The 26,600-nt window shown below is 68.2% G+C and carries 30 protein-coding genes; 2 read left to right on the plus strand and 28 right to left on the minus strand.

Going from position 1 to position 26,600, the window contains the following annotated elements; translation table 11 throughout:
- Window position 1 precedes the first annotated feature (1 nt).
- The 26 genes from rpmD to HGBR_RS11045 all read right to left on the minus strand — a co-directional run bounded on the left by rpmD (window position 2) and on the right by HGBR_RS11045 (window position 17,011).
- Window positions 2-184 (minus strand): 50S ribosomal protein L30, encoded by a 183-nt coding sequence (rpmD, locus tag HGBR_RS10920; RefSeq protein ID WP_019159382.1) that lies wholly within the window; start codon window positions 182-184, stop codon window positions 2-4.
- Entirely contained in the window at window positions 184-852 is a 669-nt protein-coding gene (gene rpsE / locus HGBR_RS10925) for a 30S ribosomal protein S5 (protein ID WP_019159383.1), read from the minus strand. Before rpsE ends, rpmD begins: the two co-directional genes overlap by 1 nt.
- The gene (rplR, locus tag HGBR_RS10930) at window positions 849-1,229 is read right to left on the minus strand and encodes a 50S ribosomal protein L18 (RefSeq protein ID WP_026077522.1); all 381 of its coding nucleotides are present in this window, start codon (window positions 1,227-1,229) and stop codon (window positions 849-851) included. Before rplR ends, rpsE begins: the two co-directional genes overlap by 4 nt.
- A gap of 2 nt (window positions 1,230-1,231) precedes the next feature.
- Complete coding sequence (gene rplF, locus HGBR_RS10935) at window positions 1,232-1,768, minus strand: 50S ribosomal protein L6 (protein WP_019159385.1); 537 nt, start codon at window positions 1,766-1,768, stop codon at window positions 1,232-1,234.
- Between the two features lie 18 nt (window positions 1,769-1,786).
- Window positions 1,787-2,185 carry a 30S ribosomal protein S8 gene (gene rpsH, locus HGBR_RS10940; RefSeq protein ID WP_026077523.1) on the minus strand — a complete coding sequence of 133 codons (399 nt, stop codon included), beginning with the start codon at window positions 2,183-2,185 and terminating at the stop codon, window positions 1,787-1,789.
- Between the two features lie 67 nt (window positions 2,186-2,252).
- Window positions 2,253-2,822 (minus strand): 50S ribosomal protein L5, encoded by a 570-nt coding sequence (gene rplE / locus HGBR_RS10945; RefSeq protein WP_019159387.1) that lies wholly within the window; start codon window positions 2,820-2,822, stop codon window positions 2,253-2,255.
- Window positions 2,822-3,187 carry a 50S ribosomal protein L24 gene (gene rplX / locus HGBR_RS10950; RefSeq protein WP_019159388.1) on the minus strand — a complete coding sequence of 122 codons (366 nt, stop codon included), beginning with the start codon at window positions 3,185-3,187 and terminating at the stop codon, window positions 2,822-2,824. The genes rplE and rplX overlap by 1 nt, the downstream gene beginning before the upstream one ends.
- 2 nt (window positions 3,188-3,189) lie before the next feature.
- Complete coding sequence (gene rplN, locus HGBR_RS10955) at window positions 3,190-3,558, minus strand: 50S ribosomal protein L14 (protein ID WP_019159389.1); 369 nt, start codon at window positions 3,556-3,558, stop codon at window positions 3,190-3,192.
- A 145-nt stretch (window positions 3,559-3,703) separates the two neighbouring features.
- A complete protein-coding gene (gene rpsQ / locus HGBR_RS10960) occupies window positions 3,704-3,982 on the minus strand; it encodes a 30S ribosomal protein S17 (RefSeq protein ID WP_019159390.1) in 279 nt (92 codons plus the stop codon).
- Window positions 3,982-4,233 (minus strand): 50S ribosomal protein L29, encoded by a 252-nt coding sequence (rpmC, locus tag HGBR_RS10965; RefSeq protein WP_019159391.1) that lies wholly within the window; start codon window positions 4,231-4,233, stop codon window positions 3,982-3,984. The genes rpsQ and rpmC overlap by 1 nt, the downstream gene beginning before the upstream one ends.
- A gap of 2 nt (window positions 4,234-4,235) precedes the next feature.
- Complete coding sequence (gene rplP / locus HGBR_RS10970; RefSeq protein WP_019159392.1) at window positions 4,236-4,652, minus strand: 50S ribosomal protein L16; 417 nt, start codon at window positions 4,650-4,652, stop codon at window positions 4,236-4,238.
- 3 nt (window positions 4,653-4,655) lie between these two features.
- Window positions 4,656-5,480 carry a 30S ribosomal protein S3 gene (gene rpsC / locus HGBR_RS10975; protein WP_019159393.1) on the minus strand — a complete coding sequence of 275 codons (825 nt, stop codon included), beginning with the start codon at window positions 5,478-5,480 and terminating at the stop codon, window positions 4,656-4,658.
- A complete protein-coding gene (gene rplV / locus HGBR_RS10980; RefSeq protein WP_019159394.1) occupies window positions 5,480-5,860 on the minus strand; it encodes a 50S ribosomal protein L22 in 381 nt (126 codons plus the stop codon). The genes rpsC and rplV overlap by 1 nt, the downstream gene beginning before the upstream one ends.
- Before the next feature lie 44 nt (window positions 5,861-5,904).
- Window positions 5,905-6,186: a 30S ribosomal protein S19 gene (gene rpsS / locus HGBR_RS10985; RefSeq protein WP_026077524.1), complete on the minus strand. Its 282-nt coding sequence runs from the start codon at window positions 6,184-6,186 to the stop codon at window positions 5,905-5,907.
- A 15-nt stretch (window positions 6,187-6,201) separates the two neighbouring features.
- The gene (gene rplB, locus HGBR_RS10990) at window positions 6,202-7,038 is read right to left on the minus strand and encodes a 50S ribosomal protein L2 (protein ID WP_026077525.1); all 837 of its coding nucleotides are present in this window, start codon (window positions 7,036-7,038) and stop codon (window positions 6,202-6,204) included.
- Between the two features lie 32 nt (window positions 7,039-7,070).
- Complete coding sequence (gene rplW / locus HGBR_RS10995) at window positions 7,071-7,373, minus strand: 50S ribosomal protein L23 (protein WP_019159397.1); 303 nt, start codon at window positions 7,371-7,373, stop codon at window positions 7,071-7,073.
- Complete coding sequence (gene rplD, locus HGBR_RS11000) at window positions 7,370-8,044, minus strand: 50S ribosomal protein L4 (RefSeq protein WP_019159398.1); 675 nt, start codon at window positions 8,042-8,044, stop codon at window positions 7,370-7,372. Before rplD ends, rplW begins: the two co-directional genes overlap by 4 nt.
- A 3-nt stretch (window positions 8,045-8,047) precedes the next feature.
- Window positions 8,048-8,722, minus strand: a complete 675-nt coding sequence (gene rplC, locus HGBR_RS11005; RefSeq protein ID WP_019159399.1) for a 50S ribosomal protein L3 — start codon at window positions 8,720-8,722, stop codon at window positions 8,048-8,050.
- An 11-nt stretch (window positions 8,723-8,733) separates the two neighbouring features.
- Window positions 8,734-9,042 (minus strand): 30S ribosomal protein S10, encoded by a 309-nt coding sequence (gene rpsJ, locus HGBR_RS11010; RefSeq protein ID WP_009379191.1) that lies wholly within the window; start codon window positions 9,040-9,042, stop codon window positions 8,734-8,736.
- Between the two features lie 390 nt (window positions 9,043-9,432).
- The gene (gene tuf, locus HGBR_RS11015) at window positions 9,433-10,626 is read right to left on the minus strand and encodes an elongation factor Tu (protein WP_019159400.1); all 1,194 of its coding nucleotides are present in this window, start codon (window positions 10,624-10,626) and stop codon (window positions 9,433-9,435) included.
- A 126-nt stretch (window positions 10,627-10,752) separates the two neighbouring features.
- On the minus strand, window positions 10,753-12,858 hold the full coding sequence (gene fusA / locus HGBR_RS11020) for an elongation factor G (protein WP_019159401.1): 2,106 nt from the start codon (window positions 12,856-12,858) through the stop codon (window positions 10,753-10,755).
- Window positions 12,859-12,942: 84 nt separating this feature from the next.
- Window positions 12,943-13,416 carry a 30S ribosomal protein S7 gene (rpsG, locus tag HGBR_RS11025; protein WP_019159402.1) on the minus strand — a complete coding sequence of 158 codons (474 nt, stop codon included), beginning with the start codon at window positions 13,414-13,416 and terminating at the stop codon, window positions 12,943-12,945.
- The gene (gene rpsL, locus HGBR_RS11030) at window positions 13,416-13,790 is read right to left on the minus strand and encodes a 30S ribosomal protein S12 (protein WP_019159403.1); all 375 of its coding nucleotides are present in this window, start codon (window positions 13,788-13,790) and stop codon (window positions 13,416-13,418) included. Before rpsL ends, rpsG begins: the two co-directional genes overlap by 1 nt.
- A gap of 327 nt (window positions 13,791-14,117) precedes the next feature.
- Window positions 14,118-14,582, minus strand: coding sequence for a hypothetical protein (locus HGBR_RS11035; RefSeq protein WP_019159404.1), 465 nt, complete (start codon window positions 14,580-14,582; stop codon window positions 14,118-14,120).
- 117 nt (window positions 14,583-14,699) lie between these two features.
- A complete protein-coding gene (locus HGBR_RS11040; RefSeq protein ID WP_019159405.1) occupies window positions 14,700-16,295 on the minus strand; it encodes a sensor histidine kinase in 1,596 nt (531 codons plus the stop codon).
- On the minus strand, window positions 16,292-17,011 hold the full coding sequence (locus tag HGBR_RS11045) for a response regulator transcription factor (protein ID WP_019159406.1): 720 nt from the start codon (window positions 17,009-17,011) through the stop codon (window positions 16,292-16,294). The genes HGBR_RS11040 and HGBR_RS11045 overlap by 4 nt, the downstream gene beginning before the upstream one ends.
- A 47-nt stretch (window positions 17,012-17,058) precedes the next feature.
- Here HGBR_RS11045 and HGBR_RS20380 point away from each other — a divergent pair, with 47 nt between their 5' ends.
- The gene (locus tag HGBR_RS20380) at window positions 17,059-17,802 is read left to right on the plus strand and encodes a DUF1707 SHOCT-like domain-containing protein (protein ID WP_019159407.1); all 744 of its coding nucleotides are present in this window, start codon (window positions 17,059-17,061) and stop codon (window positions 17,800-17,802) included.
- Between the two features lie 89 nt (window positions 17,803-17,891).
- Entirely contained in the window at window positions 17,892-18,917 is a 1,026-nt protein-coding gene (locus tag HGBR_RS11055; protein WP_026077527.1) for a 6-phosphofructokinase, read from the plus strand.
- A gap of 140 nt (window positions 18,918-19,057) precedes the next feature.
- Here HGBR_RS11055 and HGBR_RS11060 read toward each other — a convergent pair whose 3' ends face one another.
- Together HGBR_RS11060 and rpoB are read right to left on the minus strand one after the other, a co-directional pair.
- Entirely contained in the window at window positions 19,058-22,930 is a 3,873-nt protein-coding gene (locus HGBR_RS11060) for a DNA-directed RNA polymerase subunit beta' (protein WP_019159409.1), read from the minus strand.
- 57 nt (window positions 22,931-22,987) lie between these two features.
- Window positions 22,988-26,470, minus strand: coding sequence for a DNA-directed RNA polymerase subunit beta (gene rpoB, locus HGBR_RS11065; protein WP_019159410.1), 3,483 nt, complete (start codon window positions 26,468-26,470; stop codon window positions 22,988-22,990).
- Window positions 26,471-26,600 lie beyond the last annotated feature (130 nt).

Here is a 26,600-nt window from a genome sequence, read left to right on the forward strand (position 1 = left end):
TTCAGTCCACCTCTTCCCAGGTGACGAGGTGGCCCACGGCATTGATCATGCCGCGGATCTCAGGACGATCGTCCTTCACCACCACGTCGTTGATCCGCTTGAGACCCAGCGAACGCAGGGTCTCGCGCTGATTCTGCTTGCCGCCGATCTCCGACTTCAGCTGCGTGATCTTGAGCTTCGCCATCAGGAGTTCGCCCCCTCAGCAGCACGCAGGAGAGCCGCCGGAGCGACCTCATCGACCGGCAGGCCGCGGCGTGCCGCGACCTCCTCCGGACGCTCGAGGCCCTTGAGCGCGGCGATCGTGGCGTGCACGATGTTGATCGCGTTCGAGGAGCCCAGCGACTTCGACAGGATGTCGTGGACACCAGCAGCGTCCAGCACCGCACGGACCGGACCGCCGGCGATGACGCCGGTGCCCGGAGCGGCCGGACGCAGCAGCACGACGCCGGCGGCGTCCTCCGCCGTGATGGGGTGCGGGATCGTCTTCTGAATGCGGGGGACGCGGAAGAAGTTCTTCTTCGCCTCCTCGACACCCTTCGCGATGGCCGCGGGGACCTCCTTGGCCTTGCCGTAGCCCATGCCGACCATGCCGTCACCATCGCCCACGACGACGAGAGCCGTGAAGGAGAAGCGACGGCCGCCCTTCACCACCTTCGACACGCGGTTGATCGTGATGACGTGCTCGATGAACTGGCTCTTCTCCTCGCGGTCCTGACGGTTGCCGCGACGGCCCCCGCCCTCGCCGCGACCCCGGCCGCGACCGCGACCGCGGTCACCGGAGTCGTTGCCGGCCTGCTGCGAGTCGCCCTGGCCTGCGACGGCCTCGGGCGCCTTGTTCTCTTCCGTGCTCACAGTGCGAGTCCTCCTTCACGGGCCCCGTCGGCCACTGCGGCCACGCGACCCTGGTAGGCGTTGCCGCCGCGGTCGAAGACCACGGTCTCGACGCCGGCGGCCTTCGCCCGCTCGGCGACGAGCTCGCCGACGCGGTGCGCCTTGGCGGTCTTGTCGTCGCCCGACGCGCGGAGGTCCTGCTCCATCGTCGATGCGGATGCGACCGTGCGGCCCTCCACATCGTCGATGACCTGGACGAACACGTGGCGCGACGAGCGCGAGACCACGAGGCGCGGGCGCTCGGCGGTGCCGTTGATGTGCTTGCGCAGACGAGCGTGACGACGCGCGCGTGCAGCGGCCTTGCTCTTGCCGAGGCTCTGCTTCTTTCCGAAGGCCATGATCACTTACCAGCCTTTCCGACCTTGCGACGGACGTTCTCGCCGGCGTAGCGGACGCCCTTGCCCTTGTAGGGCTCGGGCTTCCGGAGCTTCCGGATGTTCGCGGCGACCTCTCCGACCTGCTGCTTGTCGATGCCGTTGACGGTCACCTTGTTCTGGCCCTCGACGGCGAAGGAGATCCCCTCGGGGGCCTTCACGGTGATCGAGTGGCTGTAGCCCAGAGCGAACTCCAGATCCTGGCCCTTGGCCTGGACGCGGTAACCCGTGCCCACGATCTCGAGCTGCTTCGAGTAGCCCTCGGTCACGCCGATGATCAGGTTCTGGATCAGCGTGCGGGTGAGGCCGTGCAGCGACCGCGACTCGCGCTCCTCGTCAGGACGGGTCACCGTGATGGTGCCGTCCTCGAGGGTGGCGGCGATCGGGGACGCGATGACGAGCGACAGCTCGCCCTTGGGACCCTTCACACGGACGTCCTGGCCGTCGACGGTGACGTCGACGCCGGAGGGGACGGAGATGGGGTTCTTGCCGATGCGTGACATAGTGTCTCCTCCTTCCCGTTACCAGACGTACGCGAGGACTTCGCCGCCCACGCCCTGCTTTGCTGCCTGCTTGTCCGTGAGCAGTCCCGACGAGGTCGAGATGATCGCGATGCCCAGTCCGCCCAGCACCCGCGGGAGGCTGTTGGACTTGGCGTACACGCGCAGACCCGGCTTCGACACGCGGCGGATGCCGGCGATCGAACGCTCGCGGTTGGGTCCGAACTTGAGGTCGAGCTCGAGGGTCTTGCCGACCTCCGCGTCCGAGACGCGGTAGTCGGAGATGTAGCCCTCGCTCTTGAGGATCACGGCGATCGCGGACTTGAGCTTGCTGTAAGGCATGCTCACGTCCTCGTGGTACGCCGAGTTCGCGTTGCGCAGACGCGTGAGCATGTCTGCGACGGGATCGGTCATAGTCATAGTGGGCTCGTGCCCTTCCTCGTCACGGTTTCCCCTCCCAGTGGGTGGGGACCTGCGACGTAGAGGTTCAGTTCTTCTTGAACGGGAAGCCGAGGTGGCGCAGGAGTGCGCGGCCCTCGTCGTCCGTCTTGGCGGTCGTCACGATCGTGATGTCCATACCGCGGACGCGATCGATCGAGTCCTGGTCGATCTCGTGGAACATCGACTGCTCCGTGAGACCGAACGTGTAGTTGCCGTTGCCGTCGAACTGGCGGTCCGACAGTCCGCGGAAGTCGCGGATGCGGGGCAGCGCCAGGCTGACGACGCGGTCGACGAACTCCCACATGCGGGCACCGCGCATCGTCACGTGCGCACCGATCGGCTGGCCCTCGCGCAGCTTGAACTGCGCGATGGACTTCCGGGCACGGGTGACGACGGGCTTCTGGCCCGTGATGAGGGTCAGATCGTTGATCGCACCCTCGATCAGCTTCGAATCACGGGCGGCGTCTCCGACACCCATGTTCACGACGACCTTGACGAGGCCGGGGACCTGCATCGGGTTCCCGTAAGAGAACTCCTCCTGCAGCTTCGCGACGATCTCGTCCCGGTAGACCTGCTTGAGGCGCGGGGCCGGGCGGGCGTGAGTGGTCTCAGTCATCAGATGTCCTCCCCCGTGCGACGCGACACGCGGACACGGACCGTGCGGGAGCGTCCGTCGCGCTCGACGGTCTCCTCGCGGTAGCCCACGCGGGTCGGCTTGTTGTCCTTGGGATCGACGAGCATCACGTTCGACACGTGGATGGGAGCCTCGTGGATCTCGATGCCGCCGGCGGTGACGCCGGACGCGGTCTGCGAGGGCTTCCGGTGCTTCGAGACGCGGTTGACGCCCTCAACGAGCACGCGGTTGCGCTCCGGGTAGACCTCGAGGACCTTCCCCTGCTTGCCGCGATCGCCACCGCGCGACTGACGCGCACCGGCGATGACCTGCACCAGGTCACCCTTCTTGATCTTGAGCTTCGCCATGATCAGAGCACCTCCGGAGCCAGCGAGACGATCTTCATGAACTTCTTGTCGCGCAGCTCGCGGCCCACAGGGCCGAAGATGCGGGTACCACGGGGCTCGCCGTCGGCCTTGAGGATGACGGCGGCGTTCTCGTCGAAGCGGATGTACGAGCCATCCGGACGACGACGCTCCTTGACGGTGCGGACGATGACGGCCTTGACCACATCGCCCTTCTTGACGTTGCCGCCAGGGATCGCATCCTTGACGGTGGCGACGATCTGGTCGCCGATGCCGGCGTAGCGCCGGCCAGAGCCGCCGAGCACACGGATTGCGAGGATCTCCTTCGCACCTGTGTTGTCGGCGACCTTGAGTCGCGACTCCTGCTGAATCACTTGTTCTCTCCTGTCGTCTCGCCGGTTCTCGCGTTCGGGCGAGCCTGGCGGAACGGATATGGGGCAGCCGTCCGCTCACCCCCGGTCCCCGGTGGCCGCCGCGGAAGAGGCGGGACCGGGGGAGGCGGGGGTCAGAGCGACGCGGTCACTTGGCGCGTTCGACGATCTCGACGAGGCGCCAGCGCTTGGACGCGGACAGCGGACGGGTCTCGGCCACGACGACCAGATCGCCGATGCCGGCGGTGTTCTGCTCGTCGTGGACCTTGATCTTGCTGGTCGTGCGGAGCACCTTGCCGTACAGGCGGTGCTTCTTGCGGTCCTCGACCTCGACGACGATGGTCTTGTCCATCTTGTCGGAGACGACGTAGCCGCGAGCCGTCTTGCGCGAACCGCGCTCGACGACGGTCTGTGTCTGCTCGGACATCAGTTACCCTCTTCCTTCGCTGCGGTCGGATCGGTGCGGATCGCGAGCTTGCGCTCGTTCAGCACCGTGTAGATCCGTGCGATGTCGCGGCGGACCGCCTTGAGCCGACCGTGGCTCTCCAGCTGGCCGGTGGCCGTCTGGAAGCGGAGGTTGAAGAGCTCGGCCTTCGCCTTCTTCAGCTCTTCGGCGAGGCGCTCGTTGTCGAAGCCATCGAGCGCGTCCATGGAGAGATCCTTGGAACCGATCGCCATTCTCATTCACCACCTTCGCGCCGCACGATGCGGGCCTTGAGCGGAAGCTTGTGCATCGCGAGACGCAGGGCCTCGCGCGCGACATCCTCGGAGACACCGGCGAGCTCGAACATGACCCGTCCCGGCTTCACGTTCGCGACCCACCACTCGGGCGAGCCCTTGCCGGAGCCCATGCGGGTCTCAGCCGGCTTCTTGGTCAGCGGGCGGTCCGGGTAGATGTTGATCCAGACCTTTCCGCCTCGCTTGATGTGACGGGTCATCGCGATACGAGCAGCCTCGATCTGACGGTTCGTCACGTATGCCGGGCTCAGCGCCTGGATGCCCCAGTCGCCGAACGAGACGGTGTTGCCGCCCTTCGACATACCGCGGCGGCCCGGGTGGTGCTGCTTGCGGTGCTTGACACGGCGTGGGATGAGCATGCGTCAGCCCTCCGATCCGGCCTCGGCCGCGGGGGCGGCCTCAGCAGTGTTGTCAGTCGTCTTCTGGGCGTCCGCGCCGCGACCGCGACCGCGACCGCCGCGCTGGCGTCCGCGGGCACCGCCGGGAGCGCCACCGCCGCGGGGACCGCGACCGGACGGCTGCGAGGCCTCCTGCGCCGCAAGCTCCTTGTCGGTGAGATCGCCCTTGTAGATCCACACCTTCACGCCGATGCGGCCGAAGGTGGTGTGCGCCTCGAAGAAGCCGTAGTCGATGTTCGCGCGAAGCGTGTGCAGCGGCACACGGCCCTCGCGGTAGAACTCGGTCCGGCTCATCTCCGCGCCGCCCAGGCGGCCGGAGCACTGCACACGGATGCCCTTGGCGCCCGCGCGCTGCGCGCTCTGGATCGCCTTGCGCATCGCGCGTCGGAACGCCACACGGCTGGCGAGCTGCTCCGCCACACCCTGCGCGACCAGCTGAGCGTCGACCTCGGTGTTCTTCACCTCGAGGATGTTCAGCTGGATCTGCTTCCCGGTGAGCTTCTCGAGCTCGCCGCGGATGCGGTCCGCCTCGGCGCCGCGGCGGCCGATGACGATGCCGGGGCGCGCAGTGCGGATGTCGACGCGAACGCGGTCACGCGTGCGCTCGATGTTGACGCGCGAGATGCCCGCGCGCTCCAGTCCGGTGCTCAGCAGCTGCCGGATCTTGATGTCCTCACCCACGTAGTCGGCGTAGCGCTGACCGGGCTTCGAGGAGTCGGCGTACCACTTGGAGCGGTGGTCCGTCGTGATTCCGAGTCGGAATCCGTTGGGATTGATCTTCTGACCCATCAGCGGTTCCCCTTCCGGTCAGCCGGGATGTCGTCGCCGGAGCCCAGCACCACGGTGATGTGGCTCGTGCGCTTGTTGATCCGGCCGGCACGACCCTGCGCGCGGGGACGGAACCGACGCATGGTCGGTCCCTCGTCCACGAACGCCTGGGTGATGACGAGCTCGTCCTCGTTGAAGGACTCGCCCAGCTTCTCCGCCTCCTGGCGCGCGTTCGCGACACCGGATGCGACCAGCTTGTACACCGGCTCAGACGCGGCCTGCTCAGCGAACTTGAGCACGGCGAGTGCTTCCGTCGCCTGCTGACCACGAATGAGGTCGACGACGCGGCGAGCCTTCTGGGGCGTGACGCGCAGGTAGCGCACCTTCGCCTTGGCTTCCATCGTTTCCTTCTTCCTTCAGTCTCAGAGACCGGGGCAGCGCCGCGTCAGCGGCGGCGGCCCTTGCGGTCGTCCTTGTCGTGGCCGCGGAACATCCGCGTCGGTGCGAACTCGCCGAGCTTGTGCCCGACCATCGCCTCGGTGATGAACACCGGGACGTGCTTGCGACCGTCGTGCACGGCAATCGTGTGACCCAGGAAGTCCGGGATGATCATCGAGCGGCGGGACCAGGTCTTGATGAGGTTCTTGGTGCCCTTTTCGTTCTGAGCAGCGACCTTCTTGTAGAGGTGCTCGTCGACGAAGGGGCCCTTCTTCAAACTGCGAGGCATGTGTGAGGCTCCCTATCAGCGCTTCTTGCCGGTGCGACGGCGGCGCACGATGTACTTGTCGCTTTCCTTGTTGGGGCGACGGGTCCGGCCTTCCGGCTGGCCCCACGGGCTGACCGGGTGACGACCACCCGAGGTCTTGCCCTCGCCACCGCCATGGGGGTGGTCGATCGGGTTCATGACCACACCGCGGACGGTGGGGCGCTTGCCCTTCCACCGCATGCGACCGGCCTTGCCCCAGCTGATGTTCGACTGCTCGGCGTTGCCCACCTCGCCGACGGTGGCGCGGCAGCGCGCGTCGACGTTGCGGATCTCACCGGACGGCATGCGCAGCTGCGCGTACGGGCCGTCCTTCGCGACGAGCTGCACGGAGGCACCTGCGGAGCGAGCGATCTTGGCGCCGCCCTCCGGACGCAGCTCCACCGCGTGCACGACGGTGCCCACGGGGATGTTGCGCAGCTGCAGGCTGTTGCCCGGCTTGATGTCCGCGTCCGGACCGGCTTCCACCACGTCGCCCTGCTTGAGCTTGTTGGGCGCGATGATGTAGCGCTTCGTGCCGTCCACGTAGTGGAGCAGCGCGATGCGGGCCGTGCGGTTCGGGTCGTACTCGATGTGCGCGACGCGAGCCTCGACGCCGTCCTTGTCATGGCGACGGAAGTCGATGACGCGGTACTGGCGCTTGTGACCGCCGCCCTGGTGGCGGGTGGTCACACGACCGTTGCTGTTGCGTCCGCCTTTTCTCGGGAGGGGACGAAGAAGCGACTTCTCCGGTGTCGACCGGGTCACTTCGACGAAGTCGGCGACGGAGCTGCCACGGCGGCCCGGCGTCGTCGGCTTGTGCTTACGGATTCCCATTGTCTTCTAATCCTTTGTCTGTCAGCCGGCGCTCAGAGCGCGCCGCCGAAGATGTCGATGTCGCCGTCCTTGAGGCTGACGATCGCACGCTTCGTGTCGTTGCGCTTGCCCAGGCCGAAACGCGTCCGGCGGACCTTGCCCTGTCGGTTCAGCGTGTTCACACGAGCGACCTTGACGCCGAAGATCGCCTCGATGGCGTACTTGATCTCCGACTTGTTCGACCGCGGGTCGACGAGGAAGGTGTACTTCCCCTCGTCCATCAGTGCGTACGTCTTCTCGGACACGACCGGCGCGATGATGATGTCGCGCGGATCCTTGATGGTCACGGAGCTCACTGTGCGTCCTCCTCAGTGCTCGCCGCTGCGGCCGTGCCGGCCGTGCGCGCGAGGAAGGCGTCGAGTGCGGCCTGCGTGAACACCACGTCGTCGGACATCAGCACGTCGTACGTGTTGAGCTGATCGGCCGGCAGGACGTGGACGCGCGGCAGGTTGCGCACGCTCAGGTAGGTGAGGTCATCGCCGCGCTCGACGACGACCAGCAGGTTCTTGCGCTCCGAGATCTTCTGAAGCGCTGCGCGCGCGGCCTTGGTGGACGGCGCCTCGCCCGTCACCAGTGCGGTGACGACGTGGACGCGGCCCAGGCGTGCCCGGTCGGAGAGCGCACCGCGCAGTGCGGCCGCCTTCATCTTCTTGGGCGTGCGCTGCGAGTAGTCGCGCGGCACGGGGCCGTGGACGATGCCGCCGCCCGCGTACTGCGGTGCGCGGATCGAGCCCTGGCGTGCGTTGCCGGTGCCCTTCTGGCGGTACGGCTTGCGCCCACCGCCGGCGACCTCGGCCCGGGTCTTCGCCTTGTGGGTGCCCTGACGTGCGGCAGCCAGCTGGGCGATGACGACCTGGTGGATCAGCGGGACGTTCGTGGGAACGGCGAACACGGAGCCGGGAAGCTCCGTCGTGCCGGCCTTCGCGCCGTCCGCGTCGATGACGTCGATGGTCAACGTGTCAGTCATCTCTTATGCCTCCTTCGCGGCGGAGCGGACCAGGACGACTCCACCCTTGGGGCCGGGGACGGCGCCCTTGATGAGCAGCAGACCGGCCTCGGCGTCGACGGAGTGGATCGTGAGGTTCTGCGTGGTGTGCTTGACGGCACCCATGCGACCGGCCATCCGCATGCCCTTGAAGACGCGACCCGGGGTCGCGGCCCCGCCGATCGAGCCCGGCTTGCGGTGGTTGCGGTGCTGACCGTGGGACGCGCCGACGCCTGCGAAGTTGTGGCGCTTCATGACACCAGCGGTGCCCTTGCCCTTGGTGGTCGCGGTGACGTCGATCTTCGCGCCGGCCTCGAACACCTCAGCGGTGATCTCCTGGCCCAGCTCGTACTCGGCCGCGTCGGCGGTGCGGAGCTCGACCAGGTGGCGGCGCGGCGTGACGCCGGCCTTCTCGAAGTGACCCGCGTCCGGCTTGTTCACCTTGCGCGGATCGATCTCGCCGAAGCCGATCTGGACGGCTGTGTAACCGTCCACGTCCTCGCTGCGGACCTGGGTGACGACGTTGGGCGCAGCCTGCACGACAGTGACGGGGACGAAGTTGTTGTTCTCGTCCCACACCTGGGTCATGCCCAGCTTGGTGCCCATGATGCCCTTGACGGCGCGCGTCGTGGGGAGAGCCTTGGAGCGTGTGTTGGCCATGGTCCTCCCCCTCAGAGCTTGATCTCGATGTTGACGTCGTCGGCCAGGTCGAGACGCATGAGCGAGTCGACGGCCTTGGGCGTCGGGTCCACGATGTCGATGAGACGCTTGTGAGTGCGCATCTCGAAGTGCTCGCGGCTGTCCTTGTACTTGTGCGGCGAACGGATGACGCAGTAGACGTTCTTCTCCGTGGGCAGCGGCACCGGGCCGACGACCGTGGCGCCTGCACGCGTGACCGTGTCGACGATCTTGCGCGCAGCGCTGTCGATGACAGCGTGGTCGTACGACTTGAGCCGGATGCGGATCTTCTGTCCCGCCATGGCGAAAGTCTCTTCCTTCAGATTTCCCCGGCCATCAACACCCTCCTTGCGGACGAGCGTCTGCGCCGGCTTGACGTGACCGACCCCCGAGGTCGGGCGTGTCGTCCTTGCCCTCCGGGCGAATTCCGACACTCGTGCAAAAGTCGTCCGACTCGAACCCGCGCTCAGGCAGATTCTCCGGTCGGAGCCGCCGGGACCGTTCGCGGTGCGCACACCGCCGTGCAGGGGTCAGTGGTCCCGGAACACAACCCGTCCATCTTGGCATGCCGGGCGTGTCGTGGCAAATCCCGGCAGCCAAAGCGGTAGGGACGACAGAGGGCCCCGGGGTGGTCCCCGAGGCCCTCTGTCAGTGGAAGCGCTGGTCAGAGACCAGCGCGTCGGTCATTCAGATCAGGAGGTGATCTTCACGACACGGCCGGCGCCCACGGTGCGGCCACCCTCGCGGATGGCGAAGCGCAGGCCCTCCTCCATGGCGATCGGCTGGATGAGCTCGACCGACATGTCGGTGTTGTCGCCGGGCATGACCATCTCGGTGCCCTCGGGCAGCGTGATGACGCCGGTGACGTCCGTCGTGCGGAAGTAGAACTGCGGACGGTAGTTCGAGTAGAACGGGTTGTGACGCCCGCCCTCGTCCTTGGACAGGATGTAGACCTGGCCCTCGAAGTTCTTGTGCGGGGTGATCGAGCCCGGCTTCACGATGACCTGACCGCGCTCCACCTCCTCGCGCTTCGTGCCGCGGAGCAGCAGGCCCACGTTCTCACCGGCGCGCGCGTCGGGGAGGGTCTTGCGGAACATCTCGATCGCGGTGACCGTGGTCTTGGAGGACGTCTCCTTGATGCCCACGATCTCGATCTCCTCGTTGGGGAGGAGGACGCCGCGCTCCACACGGCCGGTGACGACGGTTCCACGACCGGTGATCGTGAAGACGTCCTCGACGGGCATGAGGAAGGGCTTGTCGATCTCGCGCTCCGGCTCCGGAACGTTCTGGTCGACGGCCTCCATGAGGTCCTCGACGGACTTGACCCACTTCTCGTCGCCCTCGAGCGCCTTGAGTGCGGAGACCTGCACGACGGGAGCGCTGTCGCCGTCGAAGTCCTGCGAGGACAGCAGATCGCGGACCTCGAACTCGACGAGCTCCAGGAGCTCCTCATCGTCGACCATGTCGGACTTGTTGAGCGCGACGACGATGTAGGGCACGCCCACCTGGCGCGCGAGCAGCACGTGCTCGCGGGTCTGGGGCATCGGGCCGTCGGTGGCGGCGACGACGAGGATCGCACCGTCCATCTGGGCGGCGCCGGTGATCATGTTCTTGATGTAGTCGGCGTGACCCGGCGCATCGACGTGCGCGTAGTGGCGCATCTCCGTCTGGTACTCGACGTGCGAGACGTTGATCGTGATGCCGCGCTGGCGCTCCTCGGGAGCGTTGTCGACCTGGTCGAACGCGCGCGCCTCGTTGAGATCCGGGTACTTGTCAGCCAGCACCTTGGTGATCGCTGCGGTCAGCGTGGTCTTGCCGTGGTCGACGTGACCGATGGTGCCGATGTTGACGTGGGGCTTCGTCCTGTCGAAAGAGGCCTTTGCCACTGGGTTCCTCCTGGTGTTTGGCTAAGGATATGCGGTTCACATCCTAGAGCCGATTGGGTGGTTTACTGACCGACATCGTTCCGCCCGCCGCCCGGCGGGCGGAACGATGTCACGGGTGGGAGAGGATCACTCCCCGCCGCGGACCTTCTGGATGATCTCGTCGGCGACGTTCTTGGGAACCTCACCGTAGCTGTGGAACTGCATCGAGTACACCGCGCGGCCCTGCGTCTTGGAACGCAGGTCGCCGATGTAGCCGAACATCTCCGACAGCGGGACGGTCGCCTTGACGACCTTGACGCCCGAGGCATCCTCCATGGACTGGATCATGCCGCGGCGCGAGTTCAGATCGCCGATGACGTCGCCCATGTACTCCTCCGGAGTGCGGACCTCGACATCCATGACCGGCTCCAGCAGCACCGGGTTCGCACGCGGCACCGCCTCCTTCAGAGCCATCGAGCCGGCGATCTTGAACGCCATCTCCGACGAGTCGACGTCGTGGTACGCGCCGTCGATGAGCGTCGCCTTGATGCCCACCAGCGGGTAGCCCGCCAGCACGCCCATCTGCATCGCGTCCTCGATGCCCCGGCTCACGCTGGGGATGTACTCGCGCGGGACGCGACCGCCGGTGATCGAGTCGACGAACTCGTAGACGTTGTCGCCCTCGACCTCCATCGGCTCGATCGAGATCTGGATCTTCGCGAACTGGCCGGAGCCACCGGTCTGCTTCTTGTGCGTGTAGTCGATCTTCTCGACCGCACGACGGATGGTCTCGCGGTACGCGACCTGCGGCTTGCCGATGTTGGCCTCGACCTTGAACTCGCGCTTCATGCGATCTACGAACACGTCGAGGTGCAGCTCTCCCATGCCGCCGATCGTCGTCTGGCCGGTCTCCTCGTCGAGGTTGACCGCGAAGGTGGGATCCTCCTTCACCAGCTTCTGGATCGCGGTGCCCAGCTTCTCCTGGTCGCCCTTGGTCTTGGGCTCGATCGAGACGAAGATGACGGGCTCCGGGAAGCTCATCGACTCGAGGACGATCGGGTTCGCCGGATCGCAGAGCGTGTCGCCGGTCGTCGTGTCCTTCAGACCGATGAACGCGTAGATGTGGCCCGCGAAGGCCTCCTCCACCGGGTTCTCCTTGTTGGAGTGCATCTGGAAGAGCTTGCCCACGCGCTCCTTCCGGCCGTTCGTCGTGTTGACGAGCTGGTCGCCGGTCTTCACGGTGCCGGAGTAGACGCGCACGTAGGTGAGGGAGCCGAAGAACGGGTGCGTCGCGACCTTGAAGGCCAGCGCCGCGAACGGGCCGTCCTTGCGGGGCTCGCGCGTGAGCACGGTCTCCTCGTCGTCCACCGGGTGGCCCTCGATAGCGGGGACGTCCAGCGGGGACGGGAGGTAATCCGTGACGGCGTTGAGCATGGGCTGCACGCCCTTGTTCTTGAACGCCGAGCCGCACATGACCGGGTAGGCCTCGGACGCGATCGTCAGCTGGCGGATGCCGGCCTTGATCTCGTCGATGGAGAGCTCGCCCTCCTCGAGGTACGTCTCCATGAGCTCATCCGTCGCCTCGGCGACGTCCTCGATGAGCAGCGCGCGGTACTCCTCCGCGCGCTCCTGGAGGTCGGCCGGAATGGCGACCTCCGTCATGTCCTGGCCCTTCTTGCTCTCGTCCGGCCACTCGTAGGCCTTCATCTCGACGAGGTCGACGACGCCGCGGAAGTCGTTCTCCGCACCGATCGGCAGCTGGATGACGAGCGGCTTGGCGCCCAGTCGGTCCTTGATCGTGCTGACCGTGTAGTAGAAGTCAGCACCCAGCTTGTCCATCTTGTTGACGAAGCAGACGCGGGGCACGTTGTACTTGTCCGCCTGGCGCCACACCGTCTCCGACTGGGGCTCCACGCCCTCCTTGCCGTCGAAGACCGCGACCGCGCCGTCGAGCACGCGCAGCGAGCGCTCGACCTCGACCGTGAAGTCGACGTGGCCGGGGGTGTCGATGATGTTGAACTGGTTGTCCTGCCAGTAGCAGGTCGTCGCGGCGGACGTGATCGTGATGCCGCGCTCCTGCTCCTGCTCCATCCAGTCCATCGTCGAGGCGCCGTCGTGCGTCTCGCCGAGCTTGTAGTTCACGCCGGTGTAGTAGAGGATGCGTTCCGTCGTCGTCGTCTTGCCGGCATCGATGTGGGCCATGATGCCGATGTTGCGGACCTTGCTGAGGTCGCTGAGCACGTCAAGTGCCACGGTTTCTCTCTCTCGTGTCGATGACTCCCCCGGTCCGGGACGCCGCCGATCAGGCGGGCCCCGGGCCGGGGACCGTCGTCCCGATTACCAGCGGTAGTGGGCGAACGCCTTGTTGGACTCCGCCATCTTGTGCGTGTCCTCGCGACGCTTCACAGCGGCGCCCAGACCGTTCGCCGCATCCATGATCTCGTTCATGAGGCGATCGGTCATCGTCTTCTCACGACGCTGACGGGCGTAGCCCACGAGCCAGCGCAGCGCCAGGGTCGTCGAGCGTCCGGCGCGGACCTCGATCGGGACCTGGTAGGTCGCGCCGCCCACGCGGCGGGAGCGGACCTCCAGCGACGGACGGATGTTGTCGAGCGCCTTCTTCAGCGTCGTGACGGGATCCTGTCCGTTCAGCTTGTCACGGGTGCCCTCGAGTGCGCCGTAGACGATGCGCTCAGCCGTCGAGCGCTTGCCGTCCAGCAGCACCTTGTTGATGAGCTGGGTGACGATGGGCGAGTTGAAGACCGGGTCGATGACGACCGGTCGCTTGGGTGCGGGTCCCTTGCGCGGCATTACTTCTTCTCCCTCTTCGCTCCGTAGCGGCTGCGAGCCTGCTGCCGGCCCTTGACTCCCTGCGTGTCGAGGGAACCGCGGACGATCTTGTACCGGACACCCGGGAGGTCCTTCACACGGCCGCCGCGCACGAGCACGATCGAGTGCTCCTGCAGGTTGTGTCCCTCACCGGGGATGTAGGCCGTGACCTCGATCTGGCTGGACAGCTTCACACGCGCGACCTTGCGGAGCGCGGAGTTGGGCTTCCTGGGAGTGGTCGTGTACACACGCGTGCACACGCCGCGCCGCTGCGGGCCGCCCTTGAGGGCAGGCGTCGCGTTCTTCGCGGCCTTGTCCTGTCGTCCCTTGCGGACGAGCTGTGAAATTGTGGGCACTGAGTTGCTCTCCGTTGCTTCTCGATATTCCTAATCCCGAGCATCCTCCAGGAGGATCCGCTGCGCCGGGCATGTCCCGCCGGCCACCAGGTGAAGCTGACCGCCCGATGCCGGTTGCCACGCGGCCCGTCTGCACCCGCGTTCGGGTGTGTCGGGGCTGGAAGCCGCTGCTGTGTTCCGTGATGCCCGGTCCCAGCGGAGGAGCCTGGCGGAGCACGCAGTGCGCGTGGGCGCGACTGCCCTCAGGACAGCCACGTTCCAGGCTATCGTGCTGATTCCCCCACGGTCAAAGTCGAGCCCCAACAGCAACGAGGATCACACCCGCGCTCACACCCCGCCCGCCCCCGCCCGGTCCGCGGCCCCGGAGTCCGCCGAGGCCGCGGGGTCGTCCGCGGTGGCGGCGCCGTCCGCACTCCCGGATCCCTCGGACCCCGCCCCGGGCTCCTCCGGCTGCGTCCCCTCCTGCTCCCTCTGGGTCCGGCCGCCGGCACCCGGCGCCGGTCCGGCCGGCGCGCTGCCCGGCATCCCAGGGCCCCCGTCCTGGGCGGCGGGTCCCGGGACGGACTGCGCCGTCCCGACTAGGAACCCGCCCAGTCCGCCCGCGGTACCGCCCAGCAGCAGTCCCACGGCCGCCGCGCCCGCCGCGATGAGTGCCGCGACCCCGCGGCGGACGCGCCGGTCCGGCCGTATCGTGGGGCCCGCTGCGGGCGACTCCGCCGGGCTGGTGCCGTCGTCCGCACTCGGAACCGCCTGCGATCCGCGGTTCGGGTCGTACTCGTGGTGCTGCGTCATCGGGTGTCCTCTCACTGCGGGCGGGGTCCTCTCCCCCGTCCCCGGAGACTCCAGGGTGCGCACCGCTGCTGGGCCGCGCGCAGGTCCACGCTGTGTCCCGGCTGTGGAACCCGCGGGTCAGTCCGCCGGCAGCACGACGCGGAAGCAGGTCCGGTCCCCCGGCACCAGGGTCACCGTCCCGCCCTGCGCCAGGACGGCGGACTCCACGATCGCCAGCCCCAGGCCGGAGGAGCCCGCACCGCTCCGACTGCGACCGGCCTCCGCGCGCACGAACCGGCCGAACACCTCGTCGCGGATCGCCTCCGGGATGCCCGGGCCGGAATCCGCGACGTTGATGACGACCCGCTGCGAGTCGTCCGGGTCGACGTGCCGGTGAGGCGCCTGCGCAGGGGCGAGGGCCGGCGGACGGGGCGCCAGCGCGGCCCGCACACTCACGCGCGTCCCCGCGGGCGTGTGCTTCCACGCGTTCGACAGGAGGTTGCGCACGACCCGCTCCAGCATGTCCGCGTCGGTCCGCGCCACGACGGGATGCGGGGGCACGTCCACCTCGAAGCGGTGCTCCGGCGCCGCGGCGTGCGCGTCCTGCACCGCCTCGAGCAGTGCCGGTGTCACGTCGATCGACTGCACGTCGAGGCGTCGTTCGTCCGCGTCCAGGCGCGCCAGCAGCAAGAGGTCGTCGACCAACGCGGACATGCGGTCGGCACCCCGCTCGATCCGTTCGCGCGCCTGCTCACGGGCGTGCGCATCGTCCGCGGGGATGCGCTCGAGCATCTGCGCGTACCCGCGGATCGTCGCCAGCGGGGTCCGCAGCTCGTGGCCGGCGTCGGCGACGAAGCGGCGCAGCCGTCCGTCCGCGGCATGGCGGGCTTCGAAGGCTGCCTCCAGATCATCGAGCATCGCGTTCATCGCGCGGGCCACCTCGCCCACCTCCGTCGGGGCACGCGTGAGCTCCCCCGGCAGCCGCTCGCGCAGCACCGGCTCTCCGTGGCTGAGCGGCAGCGCGGAGACGCGGCCAGCGGTCGCGGCGACCTCCTCGAGCGGTCGCAGCGCGCGAACGACCAGGAGGGCGGCGGCGGAGGCGATGATGAGGATGCCCAGGAGCACGGCGACCCCGGTCGTGACCGCGGCCCGGGCGACGAGCCCGTCGGCGTCCTCCTGCGGCAGCCCGTACACCAGCGTGGCTCCGTCCAGGGTGCGCGCGGCGACGCGGTAAACGGCCTCCTCCCCGTCCAGGGTCAGACCGACGGTGGCGGCGTCGCCGTCTCCCGTCACGGAGGCGAGGGATGTCAGGTCCGCGGCCATGGCCTCGGCGGGTTCCCGACCACCGCTGTTGACGGCACCCGCGACGACACGGCCGTCGATGACGATCGCGGCGATCGACTCGCGACCGGCACCGGGACGGTCCAGGAACCGGCCCGGCCGGTTCTCCGCCGCGCCGGGTGCGGCACCCGGCGACGGCGAGTCCGTCGCCCCCGTCGCGTCGCCCCACGCGGCGACCGGGGTGGACAGCTCGTGCGCCAGATCCGCGTCCAGTTGGGCGAGGACGGAGGTGCGCAGCCCCAGGACAGTCGCGACGCCGATGACGACGAGGACGACCGCCGCGATCGCGGTGACCGCCAGCGCCAGGGTGGTCCGCAGCGGCAGCCGCTGCCAGCGCGACAGGTGCGTCCGCGCGGAGCCGTCCGCCTGTCCGGACCGGTGCGCGGCGGTCACGGGACCAGCATGTAGCCGGCGCCGCGCTTCGTCTGCAGCAGGGCCGGCAGGTCTGGGAACGGGGTCTCGAGCTTGCGGCGAAGGTAGGAGACGTAGAGCTCGACGATGTTGCCGCTGCCGCCGAAGTCGTAGCCCCACACCCGGTCGAGGATCGTCGCCTTCGACAGCACGAGACGGGGATTGCGCGCGAAGAGGACGAGCACGTCGAACTCCTTGGCCGTCAGTTCGACCGGCTGACCCGCGCGGGTCACCTCCCGGGACCCCAGGTCCACCGACAGGTCGCCCACGGTCAGGACCCTGTCCGCTCCCCCACCGGCGCCCAGCGTCCGCCGCAGCAGCGCCTCGACCCGGGCGACGACCTCGTCGAGGTTGAACGGCTTCGTCACGTAGTCGTCCCCGCCGGCCCGCAGACCCGTCACCCGGTCGTCGATCGCATCCTTCGCGGTGAGGAACAGGACCGGCAGGTCCGCGTCCCGGCTGCGCAGGCGCGCCATGAGGTCGACCCCGTCGCCGTCCGGGAGCATGATGTCGAGCACCGCCGCGTCGAAGTCCGTCCGACGGGCCTCCGTGAGCGCCTGCTGGACCGACCCGGCGGTGTGCGGCTCCCACGACTGGTAGGAGAAGGCCATCGCGAGGAGCTGGGCGAGGTTCTCCTCGTCATCGACGACGAGGATGCGGGGCGGTGACCCGTCGGGGCGCGAGAGCGGCTGATCCATGCCGCCATTATCCCGCGTGCGGCCGCGCGCCTCGGTAGGCTGGCCCCATGAGCGAAGCACGGTCCGAGGCCAGCGGTCCCGACGACGAGCGCGGGAAGGACGTCCCCGCGCCGCGTCGACTGCGCGCCGGCGACGCGGAGCGCGACTCCGTGCTCGAGGTGCTGTCCGAGGCCCATGCCGCCGGTCGCCTGGATCCCGACGAGGTCGACGAGCGGCAGAAGCAGGCGCTGCGCAGTCGGTTCGTCGACGAGCTGCCGGACCTCGTCGACGACCTGCCGGAGGGCGTCGCCCTGGCCGCACGACTGCAGTCACAGGCGGACCAGGCCGTGGGCCGGGGTCCCGGGAGTGCGGTCGTCCCACGTCCGCACGGCACGGTCCCCGCGGTGCGCGGCCCCGGCGAGGTCGTGCCGGCGAGGACCGGGGCGTGGGCGGACGACAACTCGATCGCGATCATGAGCGGTCGCGAGATCGGGGTCGCGCCCGGCACCACCGTCTTCCGCACGTACGCGCTCATGGGCGGGGACGAGGTGTACCTGACCGACGTGATGGGTCCCGGCGTCGAGCTCACCCTCGAGTCCTACGCCATGTGGGCGGGCAACACCGTCTACGTGCCTGGGGGCGTCCGGATCGTCGACCGCACCGTCAACATCATGGCCGGGAACGACATCTCTCGGAAGGCCCAGGGCGACGGCTCGAACGGCACCGTCATCCTCACCGGCTTCAGCCTCATGGCCGGGCACGACGTGAAGCTCGACAGGACCTGGCGGGATCAGCAGGGACTCACCCGCTGACGCACCCGCCGGGTGGACGCCCGAGCTCCGGGCGGAGCCTCCCGGAGATGGGCCTCCCGGGCCCGCGACGGTCGTCGTAGACTGGCCGCATGAGGATCGGGATCATGACATCGGGTGGGGACGGCCCCGGGCTCAATGCCGTCATTCGAGGAGCGGTCCGGCACGGGATCCGGACGCACGGAGTGGAGTTCGCAGGGATCCGGGACGGCTGGCGCGGCCTCCTGGAGGACGACATCACGCCACTCACCACGTTCGACGTCCGCGGTCTGTCCGGTCGCGGCGGAACGATCCTGGGCACCTCGCGCACACACCCCTACTCCGACGGCGGACCGGACCGCATGCGCGAGGTCATCACGACCCGAGGGCTGGACGCCGTCATCGCCGTGGGCGGCGAAGGCACACTCGCCGGTGCCGCGCGGCTGGCGGACGACGAGGGACTCCCCGTCGTGGGTGTCCCCAAGACCATCGACAACGACTTGGACGGCACGGACTACACCTTCGGCTTCGACACCGCCGCCGCGATCGCGACGGAGTCCATCGACCGGCTGCGCACCACCGCGGAGTCCCACCATCGCTGCATGGTCATCGAGGTCATGGGCCGGCACGTGGGGTGGATCGCGCTCCACGCCGGCATGGCGGCGGGAGCGCACGCCGTCCTCATCCCAGAGTTCCCCGTCTCCTACGAGCAGCTCTTCACATGGGTGCGCTCCGCCCGGGACCGCGGCCGAGCGCCCATCGTCGTCGTCGCGGAGGGCTTCGTGCCCACGGACCGTGACGAGGCGGTCTCCGCCAAGGGCGAGGCCCGTGACGGTCGACCCCGACTGGGCGGGATCGCGGACGAGTTGGCCCCACTCATCGAGGAGGCCACCGGGATCGAGACCCGCTCGACCGTCCTGGGCCACCTGCAGCGGGGCGGCTCCCCCACCGCCTACGACCGGGTCCTGTCCACCCGGCTGGGCATGGCCGCGGCGGACCTGGCGGTCCGCGGCGCGTGGGGGCGGATGGCGTCCCTGGACGGCACGGACATCGTCGACGTGCGCATGGCGGACGCCGTCGTGGGACTCAAACGCGTGCCCCTGGACCGGTGGCAGGAGATGCAGGTGCTGCTGGGATGACCCAGTTCAGGTGACATGAACGCAGGTGAAGGTCACCTGAACTGCGACGATTGCACCCGCTCCCCTGCTCCCCCTCGTGAATGCCCGAAGGCCCGCACATGCTCTCGCATGTGCGGGCCTTCGCCGTCCGGTGGAGCGACTCAGCTGAAGGAGCCGAAGTCGTAGTCCTCCAGCGGGATCGCGGCACCCGTGTCCGCGCCCAGCGGCGGGTAGAAGTCGCTGTAGGAGTTGGTGAACAGCTCCTGCTTCGCCTCCTCCGTGGGCTCGACGATCATGTCCCGGTACTTGTGCATACCGGTACCGGCCGGGATGAGCTTACCCAGGATGACGTTCTCCTTGAGGCCCAGCAGCGGGTCGGAGCGACCCTCCAGCGCGGCCTCGGTGAGGACGCGCGTCGTCTCCTGGAAGGAGGCCGCGGACAGCCACGACTCCGTCGCGAGCGACGCCTTCGTGATGCCCATGAGCTCATCGCGGGCGGAGGCGGGCTGACCGCCCTCCTGCACGACGCGCTTGTTCTCCTCCTGGTAGCGACCGCGGTCCACCAGCTCACCGGGGAGCAGCTTCGTGTCGCCGGACTCGATGACCGTCACGCGACGGAGCATCTGGCGCACGATGACCTCGATGTGCTTGTCGTGGATGCCCACGCCCTGCGACCGGTACACCTTCTGCACCTCGTCGACCAGGAACCGCTCCGCCTCACGGCGACCGCGGATGCGCAGCACCTGCTTGGGATCGATCGCACCCTCGACCAGCTGCGCGCCGGCGTCGACGCGCTGACCGTCCTCCACCAGGAGGCGGCTGCGGCGGCCCACCGCGTGCTCGATCTCCTCGCCGCCGTCGTCCGGGGTCACGATGACGAAGCGCGTCTTGCGCGAGTCGTCGATCTTCACCCGGCCCGCGGCTTCCGCGATCGGTGCGAAGCCCTTGGGCGTGCGCGCCTCGAACAGCTCCGTCACACGGGGCAGACCCTGCGTGATGTCGCCGCCGCCGGCGGCGACACCGCCGGTGTGGAAGGTGCGCATGGTCAGCTGCGTGCCGGGCTCACCGATCGACTGCGCAGCGACGGTGCCGATGGCCTCGCCGATGTCCACGAGCTTGCCGGTGGCCATCGAGCGGCCGTAGTGCATCGCGGAGATCTGCACGTCCGAGTCCGCCGTCAGGACCGAGTGGACCTTGAGCGACTCGATGCCGTTCGCCACGAGCAGGTCGACGACCTCGCCCGTCACGTCCGTCTTCGCCGGCACCAGCACCTCGCCGTCGGGACCCGTCACGTCGGACACCGTCAGGCGGCCATAGACGCTGGTCTCCACGTACTCGTGCGGCTCCAGGGTCCCGTCGAACGCACGCTGCGCGACCGGCAGGGTGATGCCCTTCGCGGAATCCGTGTCCTCCGCGCGGACGATGACGTCCTGCGACACGTCGACCAGGCGACGCGTGAGGTAGCCGGAGTCCGCCGTGCGGAGCGCGGTGTCCGCCAGGCCCTTGCGCGCACCGTGCGATGCGATGAAGTACTCGAGGACGGACAGGCCCTCGCGGTAGTTCGACTTGATGGGACGCGGGATGATCTCGCCCTTGGGGTTCGTCACCAGTCCGCGCATGCCCGCCAGCTGACGGACCTGCATCCAGTTGCCGGACGCGCCGGAGTTGACGAGGCGCAGCACCGAGTTCTCCTCGGGGAAGTTCTGCTCCATCGCCTCGGACACCTTGTCCGTGGCCTCGGTCCAGATCTTCACGAGCTCCGCGCGACGCTCGTCCTCCGTGAGCGCACCGATCTCGTACTGCTCCTCGACGCGGTCCACCAGCTCCTCGGCCGCGTCCAGCATCTCCGTCTTCGTCTCCGGCGCCACGACGTCGGACATCGCGACCGTGATGCCGGAGCGGGTGGCCCAGTAGAAGCCGTCCGCCTTGAAGTTGTCGAGCGTGTGCGCGACCTCGACCTTGGGGTAGTGGTCCGCCAGACGGTTGACGATCGAGGACAGCATCTTCTTGTCGACCGTGCGGTTGACGTACTCGTACGTGTCCGGGAGCACCTCGTTGAAGAGGGCGCGGCCCAGCGTCGTGGAGATGAGCGCGGGCGTGCCCGGCTCCCACCCCTCCGGCAGTTCCAGGTCGCGGCCCGGGACGACGCGATCGACCCGCACGCGGATCTGCGCGCCCAGGTCCAGCTCGCCCAGGTCGAACGCCATGATCGCCTCGGCGACGTCCTTGAACTCGCGGCCCTCGCCCACGGCGCCGGAGCGCTCGCTGGTGAGGTGGTAGATGCCCACGATCATGTCCTGCGACGGCATCGTGACGGGCTTGCCGTCCGAGGGCTTGAGGATGTTGTTCGCGGACAGCATGAGGACACGTGCCTCTGCCTGTGCCTCCGTGGACAGCGGCAGGTGCACGGCCATCTGGTCACCGTCGAAGTCCGCGTTGAACGCGGAGCAGACGAGCGGGTGGATCTGGATGGCCTTGCCCTCGACCAGCTGCGGCTCGAAGGCCTGGATGCCCAGGCGGTGCAGCGTGGGTGCGCGGTTGAGCAGCACCGGGTGCTCCGTGATGACCTCTTCCAGCACGTCCCAGACCTGGCCGTGCTGACGCTCGACCATCCGCTTGGCGGACTTGATGTTCTGCGCGTGGTTGAGGTCCACCAGCCGCTTCATGACGAAGGGCTTGAAGAGCTCCAGCGCCATCGTCTTGGGCAGGCCGCACTGGTGCAGCTGCAGCGTGGGGCCCACGACGATGACGGAACGGCCCGAGTAGTCGACGCGCTTGCCCAGCAGGTTCTGGCGGAACCGGCCCTGCTTGCCCTTGAGCATGTCGGACAGCGACTTGAGCGGACGGTTGCCGGGTCCGGTGACCGGGCGACCGCGACGGCCGTTGTCGAACAGCGAGTCGACGGCCTCCTGCAGCATCCGCTTCTCGTTGTTCACGATGATCTCAGGGGCACCCAGGTCCAGCAGGCGCTTGAGGCGGTTGTTGCGGTTGATGACGCGGCGGTACAGGTCGTTCAGGTCGGAGGTCGCGAAGCGGCCGCCGTCCAGCTGCACCATGGGGCGCAGGTCCGGCGGGATGACCGGGACGGCGTCCAGGACCATGCCCTCCGGCGAGTTGTCCGTCGTGAGGAACGCGTTGACGACCTTGAGGCGCTTGAGCGCGCGGGTCTTCCGCTGTCCCTTGCCGGTCTTGATGAGCTCGCGCAGCATCTCCGCCTCGGCCGTCAGGTCGAAGTCGCGCAGACGCTGCTGGATCGCGGCGGCACCCATCGAGCCCGTGAAGTACAGGCCGAAGCGGGCGACCATGTCGCGGTAGAGCGACTCGTCGCCCTCCAGGTCGGAGACCTTGAGCGACTTGAAGCGGTCCCAGACCTTCTCGATGCGGTCGATCTCGCGGTCCGCGGCCTTCCGGAGATTGCCCATCTCCTTCTCCGCCTGCGTCTCGATCTTCCGCTTCGCGGCGGCGGTCGCACCGTCGGCCTCGAGGGACTTGAGGTCCTCCTCGAGCTTCTTGGCGCGGCGGTCGATGTCCGCGTCACGACGGGACTCGACGCGCTTCTTCTCCACGTCGATCTGGTTCTGCAGCGTGGGCAGATCGCGGTGACGCGACTCCTCGTCGACCGAGGTGATCATGTACGCCGCGAAGTAGATGACCTTCTCGAGGTCCTTGGGCGCCAGGTCCAGCAGGTAGCCCAGTCGGGACGGCACACCCTTGAAGTACCAGATGTGGGTGACCGGAGCGGCGAGCTCGATGTGGCCCATGCGCTCGCGGCGCACCTTGGCGCGGGTCACCTCGACGCCGCAGCGCTCGCAGATGATGCCCTTGAAGCGGACGCGCTTGTACTTGCCGCACGCGCACTCCCAGTCCCGGGTGGGACCGAAGATGCGCTCGCAGAAGAGCCCGTCCTTCTCCGGCTTCAGGGTGCGGTAGTTGATGGTCTCCGGCTTCTTGACCTCACCGTGCGACCAACGGCGGATGTCGTCGGCCGTGGCCAGGCCGATGCGCAGTTCATCAAAGAAATTGACGTCAGGCACGTGAATCCTTCTCTGTTTCACGGTGATCGGAGATCACCGCATCATTCGTTCGGTGGGTCAGACTTCTTCGACGGTGTTGGCCTCGTGGCGCGACAGGTTGATGCCCAGCTCCTCCGCCGCGCGGAAGACCTCCTCATCCGAATCGCGCATCTCGACCTGCATGCCGTCCGACGACAGCACCTCGATGTCCAGGCAGAGCGACTGCATCTCCTTGATGAGCACCTTGAAGGACTCCGGGATGCCCGGATCCGGCAGGTTCTCGCCCTTGACGATCGCCTCGTACACCTTCACGCGGCCGGGGATGTCGTCCGACTTGATCGTGAGCAGCTCCTGGAGCGTGTAGGCGGCGCCGTACGCCTCCAGCGCCCACACCTCCATCTCGCCGAAGCGCTGACCGCCGAACTGCGCCTTGCCGCCCAGCGGTTGCTGGGTGATCATCGAGTACGGACCCGTCGAGCGCGCGTGGATCTTGTCGTCCACCAGGTGGTGCAGCTTGAGCATGTACATGTAGCCCACGGAGATGGGGTACGGGAACGGCTCGCCGGAGCGGCCGTCGAACAGCCGGGCCTTGCCGGACGTGTCGACCATGCGCTCGCCGTCCTCGTTGGGCTTCGTGGCCTCGAGCAGACCGCGCAGCTCCTCCCAGTGAGCACCGTCGAACACCGGCGTGGCGACGTTGGTGCCGGGCTCCGCCTCATCGACGAAGCCGTGCATCTTCTCCGCCCACTCCGGGGTGCCCTCGAGCTTCCAGCCCTGCTTGGAGATCCAGCCCATGTGGATCTCCATGACCTGGCCGATGTTCATGCGGCGGGGCACGCCGTGCGGGTTCAGGATGATGTCGACCGGGGTGCCGTCCTCCAGGAACGGCATGTCCTCGACCGGCAGGATGCGGGAGATGACGCCCTTGTTGCCGTGGCGGCCGGCCATCTTGTCGCCGATCGTGATCTTGCGTCGCTGGGCGACGTAGACGCGGACCAGCTGGTTGACGCCCGGTGCCAGCTCGTCGTCCTCGTCGCGGTCGAAGACCTTGACGGAGATGACGGTGCCGGACTCGCCGTGCGGGACCTTGAGCGAGGTGTCGCGGACCTCGCGCGACTTCTCGCCGAAGATCGCGCGGAGCAGGCGCTCCTCCGGGGTCAGCTCCGTCTCGCCCTTGGGCGTGACCTTGCCGACCAGGATGTCGCCGTCGTTGACCTCTGCGCCGATGCGGATGATGCCGCGCTCGTCCAGGTCCGCCAGCGCGTCCGGGGCGATGTTGGGGATGTCGCGCGTGATCTCCTCCGCGCCCAGCTTGGTGTCGCGGGCGTCGACCTCGTGCTCCTCGATGTGGATCGAGGAGAGGACGTCGTCCTGCACCATGCGCTGGGAGAGGATGATCGCATCCTCGAAGTTGTAGCCCTCCCACGACATGAACGCGACGAGCAGGTTCTTGCCCAGCGCCATCTCGCCCTGGTCGGTCGAGGGGCCGTCGCCCAGGACGGAGCCCACCTCGACGCGGTCGCCCTCGCTCACGACGATGCGCTGGTTGTAGGACGTGCCGTGGTTGGAGCGGCGGAACTTCTCCGCCTTGTACACCTGCTGCGTGCCGTCGTCGTTCATGACGGTCACGTAGTCGGCGGACACCTCCGTCACGACGCCCGGGTTCTGCGCGGTGATGACGTCACCGGCGTCCACCGCGGCGCGGTACTCCATGCCGGTGCCCACGAAGGGCGCCTCGGAGCCGACCAGCGGCACGGCCTGACGCTGCATGTTCGCGCCCATGAGCGCGCGGTTCGCATCGTCGTGCTCCAGGAACGGGATGAGCGCGGTCGCAACCGACACCATCTGGCGCGCGGAGACGTCCATGAAGTCGATGTCCGCGACCGGGAACAGCTCCGCCTCACCGGATCCGCCCTTCGGACGGGCCAGGACCAGGTCCTCGACGAACGTCGAGGAGTCGTCCAGCGGTGCGTTCGCCTGCGCGATCGTGTAGTCGAGCTCGTCGTCCGCCGTGAGGTAGACGGTCTCGTCCGACACGACGCCGTCGACGACCTTGCGGTACGGGGTCTCGATGAAGCCGAACGGGTTGATGCGCGCGTAGGACGCGAGCGAACCGATCAGACCGATGTTGGGACCCTCGGGCGTCTCGATGGGGCACATGCGGCCGTAGTGCGACGGGTGGACGTCGCGGACCTCCATGCCGGCGCGGTCGCGGGACAGACCGCCGGGGCCCAGCGCGGACAGGCGGCGCTTGTGCGTGAGGCCGGCCAGCGGGTTGTTCTGGTCCATGAACTGCGAGAGCTGGCTGGTGCCGAAGAACTCCTTGATCGCAGCGACCACGGGCCGGATGTTGATGAGCGACTGCGGGGTGATCGCTTCGACGTCCTGCGTCGTCATCCGCTCGCGGACGACGCGCTCCATGCGGGACAGGCCCGTGCGGACCTGGTTCTCGATGAGCTCGCCCACCGCGCGGATGCGGCGGTTGCCGAAGTGGTCGATGTCGTCGTCCGCGACGCGCAGCTCGACGTCCTGGCCGTCGCGGGTGCCGGGCAGCGTCTCCCTGCCCGCGTGCAGCGCGACGATGTAGCGGATGGTCGCGACGATGTCGTCCGTGCTGAGCACGGAGTCGGACAGCGGCGCGTCGATCCCCAGCTTGCGGTTGATCTTGTAGCGGCCCACCTTGTCCAGGTTGTACCGCTTGGGGTTGAAGTAGAGGTTGTCGAGCAGCGTGCGCGCGGCCTCCGTCGTCGCGGGCTCCGCCGGACGCAGCTTGCGGTAGATGTCCAGCAGCGCCTCGTCCTGCGTCTGGACCGTGTCCTTCGCGAGCGTCTCGCGGACGGACTCGTAGTCGCCGAACTCCTCGAGGATCTTCGACTCGCTCCAGCCCAGGGCCTTGAGCAGCACCGTGACGGACTGCTTGCGCTTGCGGTCCAGGCGGACGCCCACCTGGTCGCGCTTGTCGATCTCGAACTCCAGCCACGCGCCGCGCGACGGGATGATCTTCGCCGTGAAGATGTCCTTGTCGGAGGTGCGGTCCGGGGTCGTCTCGAAGTAGGCGCCGGGCGAGCGGACCAGCTGGGAGACGACGACGCGCTCCGTGCCGTTGATGACGAAGGTGCCCTGCGGGGTCATGAGCGGGAAGTCGCCCATGAAGACCGTCTGCGACTTGATCTCGCCCGTGTTGTTGTTCATGAACTCCGCGGTGACGAACAGCGGTGCGGAGTAGGTCATGTCCCGCTCCTTGCACTCGTCGACCGAGTACTTGGGCGGCTCGAAGCGGTGCTCGCGGAAGGACAGCGACATGGCGCCGGCGAAATCCTCGATGGGAGAGATCTCCTCGAAGATCTCCTCGAGGCCGGAGACGGTGGCGACGGACTCGTCGCCGGACTCCGTGGCCTCGATGACGCGATCCTGCCAGCGGTCGTTGCCGATCAGCCAGTCGAAGCTGTCCGTCTGGAGGGCGAGGAGGTCCGGGACCTCCAGGGGCTCGCGGATCTTCGCGAACGAGATGCGCTTCGGTGAAGCGGCAGCGGTCGTGGTGTGGTCGTCGGCAGCAGCCAATGGGATCCTTCCGGGTGATACCTGATGTCTCCGGTTCGACCTGCCCGCCCGGTCCCGTCGTCGAGGTGCGCGACGTGCGCGCACAGGGTGTGACGAGGGGTTCGAGCTCCGTCCGGCCCACCGCTATATG

The organism is Brevibacterium senegalense, assembly GCF_000285835.1.
In the GTDB taxonomy this organism is placed as follows: domain Bacteria; phylum Actinomycetota; class Actinomycetes; order Actinomycetales; family Brevibacteriaceae; genus Brevibacterium; species Brevibacterium senegalense.